Annotated in this window: 4 protein-coding genes; 2 read left to right on the top strand and 2 right to left on the bottom strand. The window is 57.1% G+C overall.

Annotated features, from left to right (window positions below; all coding sequences use genetic code 11):
* Nucleotides 1-78: 78 nt before the first annotated feature.
* A complete protein-coding gene (locus tag BLS34_RS25625; protein WP_139189439.1) occupies nucleotides 79-480 on the bottom strand; it encodes a hypothetical protein in 402 nt (133 codons plus the stop codon).
* A gap of 798 nt (nucleotides 481-1,278) precedes the next feature.
* Between BLS34_RS25625 and BLS34_RS23135 the strand changes: the two genes are divergently transcribed.
* On the top strand, nucleotides 1,279-1,827 hold the full coding sequence (locus tag BLS34_RS23135) for a recombinase family protein (protein ID WP_093154251.1): 549 nt from the start codon (nucleotides 1,279-1,281) through the stop codon (nucleotides 1,825-1,827).
* A 10-nt stretch (nucleotides 1,828-1,837) separates the two neighbouring features.
* Here BLS34_RS23135 and BLS34_RS23130 read toward each other — a convergent pair whose 3' ends face one another.
* Nucleotides 1,838-2,470, bottom strand: coding sequence for a hypothetical protein (locus BLS34_RS23130; protein WP_093154241.1), 633 nt, complete (start codon nucleotides 2,468-2,470; stop codon nucleotides 1,838-1,840).
* Nucleotides 2,471-2,704: 234 nt separating this feature from the next.
* Between BLS34_RS23130 and BLS34_RS26295 the strand changes: the two genes are divergently transcribed.
* Nucleotides 2,705-3,628, top strand: a 924-nt coding sequence (locus BLS34_RS26295; protein ID WP_215906200.1) for a hypothetical protein, incomplete at its 3' end; no start/stop codon positions are given.

The following is a 3,628-nucleotide window of genomic DNA, read 5'->3' as shown; positions in this document are numbered from 1 at the left end:
CTCCAGCAGCACTATCCGCTATAATTCTATAAAAACATAGAACTGTCAGAAATAAATAAAATACAAAATGACCTAAAACTACCACGGAATCGAGCAATTTCCCCATTGCACGCCGCCACCCGGTTGACTTCTATCCTTACAAATTACGCTTCCCGTCTGGGTGTCCATTCTAAGACATGTAATATTATTGTAATACACTCCATAGTTTGTGCACATCAATTGATAGCGCCCGTTGACGCCCCCCGCTGCGACGGCGGTGTCGACGTAGTCTTTGGAGGCAAGGCTATCGCCAGTGATGCTGCCCTTCATGCTCCACCATTTGCTGCCGTCACAGAACTGCATGGTTTTGTAGGTGGTGTTGTAAGTTATCTCCCCTTCATTTCCCTCCGGGTCCGCGCAGGTGGCGTACGCACCGCGTGAAGCGATCAACCCCAAAAATAACAACAAGGCGGTATTTAATATATTTCGGCGTAAAATCATCCTATATTATCCTTTTTCTCAAATATTTTTTATGCCTTTTTGCGTTTACATTGATCGTTAAAATAAACTTTTAAATAATCACTTCACGCATACTGCGCACGACACCAGTGCCCTAGCGTCTTGCTCATTATTCCCATTCCACCACGAGGTTTTTGCACGATTACTGCCTGTAGGACCCCATGACAAACCACCCGAAATGCAGATTATTGAACTGAATGCGGAAGGGTGGGGACTGTAATTAATCTCAGTCTTTCCCATCGTTGCGGCTTGGCCGGTATACGCGGTGGACCATCCGCTCGGGCACGTTGTGGTTCCCCATGCGGTTAGAGACCCTGCGCCACCCCCAGCAGCCACTGCTGTATCGACGTAATCTTTGGAGGCGAGGTCGTCACCGGAGGCGGCTCCGCCCTTCATCGAGTGCCAATCTGTTCCGTCGCAGAATTTATAAACGCTATCGGAGGTGAAATAATCCATGGTTCCCGCCTTTCCCGCCGGATCGGAGCAATCGGCATAGGCCGCCGGTGAGGCGATAAAAACCAGAACTGATAAAACGAAAATAGATAAAGATTTTTTATATGTGATCATTGAAAACGGGTCCCTTTTGCAATATAAGATTATAATACTGTACCAATTTATATTATCACAGTGAATACTTAATTTACGTTTAATTTAGTGAATGCAATTTTCTTGGAAGTTCCTGATTGCAAAAGGGACCGCTTTTGCCGGAACCGGACGCGTGAATCCAAGTCACTGATCTATCGAAATTTTATGCCTACAGAGCACGCGGGGGTGTCTTGCATGAATATTGGATATGCTCGTGTCAGCACAGAGGAACAAAATCTCGACCTCCAGCTTCACGCCCTCAAAGGAGCTGGGTGCAGCGCTATCCATGAGGATTTCGGTGTCTCGGGCGCGTCGGTGAAACGGCCCGGGCTCCGCAAAGCCCTGAGACGGGTACAAGCGGGGGACGTGCTGGTGGTATGGAAGCTCGACCGGCTGGGCCGTTCGTTGCCGCATCTGGTGGAAACCATCAATGCCTTGCGCGAACGTGGGGTGGGGTTCCGCTCCCTTCAGGAACAGATCGACACAACCTGCGCCGGGGGACGGTTCTATTTCCACATGCTGGCGGCGCTGGCGGAGTTCGAGCGGGAATTGATATCGGAGCGCACGCGCGCCGGAATGGCGTCCGCCCAGCGGCGCGGCGTTCATGTCGGGCGGCCTTCCAAGTTAACGCCGGATATGCTTCAGCAGGCCCGGCGGATGATCGCCACGCGCCAGAGAACCCGCGAAGAGGTTGCGGCGCTTCTCGGCGTTCATGCCTCCACCCTCTACCGCGCGCTGAAGTGAGGGGGCTCGCTCAGAGTGGATTCTCAGCCAATTCAGTCAATAGCGTATCGAGCAGCACGCCAACCGATAGTGGTGTTTGGTCGGTCGGCAGAAACATTCCGCCAGGGAGCGCCTTGCTGTTCGCACGTGCCGTCGTCACGCTCACGGTATGCACCAGCCGCTTCATGAACAGCACCGTGGGCTCTGTCCGCTTTTCGCCCCTGATATGCAGCAGTTTGTAGAATGCATGGACGACGTCCACGAGGCTCAGCGCTTCCTCAATACGTTCCTGGTCTACCCAAACCGCCCCGATCGGGCATGAGCTGCAGAGGCGGCTTTTGCGATTTCCGGCGGTGTAATTTCGATAGCAGGTAGCGTTGCCGTAACAGGCGGCGAGAACGGTAAGGAATTGGCTTTTCAGCACCAGCTCTTCTTCCGTGGCCGCGACGTCCGGCAACGTGCGGTGCAGGCCGTGCCATTGATTGAACTTGGGTTTGAGGAGCCGGTCGCGGAGCGCAATGTAGTGCTGGCGCGCTGTCTTCTCTGTGACCTCCGCCGTGCGGGCCGCCGCCGGAATGCTGAGCCCCTGCGCGAAGGCGAACACGAGGCGGATCAGTGCCTGATCGTCGATCTTCGAGGCGCGGCTGAACTGGCTCTCCGGCATATCCGTCCCTGAACGCGGCGGTCGGCATGAGATTCCGGTATCCGGGGTTTTTCGCAGTTTCAGGCATTTAGGGGTGCCCGTCGACCGGTTTGCTTCCACAACTGCTTAGACCGGGTGCAGGCTGGCTTGCGCGGCATTGACGCTGCCGCCAACCTCTTAAGCATCCTCCCAAAACAAAAACCTTCTGATCGCGATTTTGAAAGGCGCAGTGCGCCCGCGATCAGGAGGAATGCGATGTCGTTTTGGGACCGGGTTGAATCCCTCATCGGCAGCTTTGGGCGGCGCAAACGCGCCGCGCCGGTCATTGATGCCGAGACCGTCGCCCGTGCGCGTGACGGGGAACCCGTCGACGATATCGCGGAGGCTATTCGCGAAGAGGCGATAGCTGACCTTGCCGATAGCCGCGCCGCACTCCGGGACGACCAGATCGACATCGTAACCCACGATGCGGAAGCCTGCGCATTCTCAATCAAGGGCATTGAGGCCTCCGCATCGTCGGCTGCCGATCAGATCATCGCCATAGCCATCGGCGCATCGGATGCGCTGAAAGCGATCAATGCGGAGTTGGCCGAGGGGAAGGTCGGGCTCAAGGCGTATCTGCACGAGAGCGGCCTTGCGCCGGGGCATCTGCTGCCCGTGCGACCGCTGCCGATGATCCTGATCTTTGTGTTCATGGTGTGTGAGGGACTGCTCACCGGCTCGGTCTTCTTCCAGTCCGGTGTCGTACCAACCATCGCCGCCGGGGTAACGCTGGGGGTGATGGCGAGTGGCGCGGCGGTCCTGCTCGCGGCGTTTCTGGGCGGCCACCTCATCGGACGGCACTTCAACCTGGGTGTCGGCGCGCCGGTCTCGAACGGCCCCGTCCTGCAAAAACGCTGGGCGGCGCGCCTATGCTCCTTGCCGCTTATCGCGGCCATCATCCTGCTTCACGGCAGTCTGGCGACGGCGCGGGCGGAAGGCACGCTGGACGATGCGCTGCTGTCCTTCACCAGCAACCCGATTGCAGCGTTCGGCACGCTAAGCAGTGCCTTGCTGCTGATCTTCGGGTTGGGCGGCTCGGTGCTGGCCTGGGTGGAAGGCATGAGCGCCTTCGGTGATCCCGATCCGGGGCGTGACCGCGCGCATGCGCGCAGCGTCACGGCGAGCGAAGCCGCGCGT

This window comes from Thalassobaculum litoreum DSM 18839, from assembly GCF_900102465.1.
GTDB lineage: Bacteria > Pseudomonadota > Alphaproteobacteria > Thalassobaculales > Thalassobaculaceae > Thalassobaculum > Thalassobaculum litoreum.
This window is presented reverse-complemented; position numbering and strand designations above follow the sequence as displayed.